Genomic DNA, 255 nt, shown 5'->3' on the forward strand with positions numbered 1-255 from the left:
GTGTTGAAATGTTCCGCAAATTGCTCGACCAAGGTCAAGCAGGCGATAACGTTGGTATCTTGTTACGCGGTACAAAACGTGAAGAAGTTGAGCGCGGCCAAGTATTGGCTAAGCCAGGTTCAATCACCCCACATACTCACTTTACAGCCGAGGTTTATATCTTGGGTAAAGATGAAGGTGGTCGTCATACTCCATTCTTTAACAACTATCGTCCACAGTTTTACTTCCGTACTACGGACGTAACTGGTTCAATCG

The 255-nt window shown here is 45.5% G+C and carries 1 protein-coding gene; it reads left to right on the forward strand.

The annotated features are described in order from the left end of the window. A partial coding sequence (locus VC188_RS12120) for an EF-Tu/IF-2/RF-3 family GTPase (protein ID WP_323484119.1) occupies positions 1–255 on the forward strand: 255 nt, incomplete at both ends.

It is taken from the genome of Polynucleobacter sp. MG-28-Ekke-A2 (genome assembly GCF_035012985.1).
Lineage (GTDB): Bacteria > Pseudomonadota > Gammaproteobacteria > Burkholderiales > Burkholderiaceae > Polynucleobacter.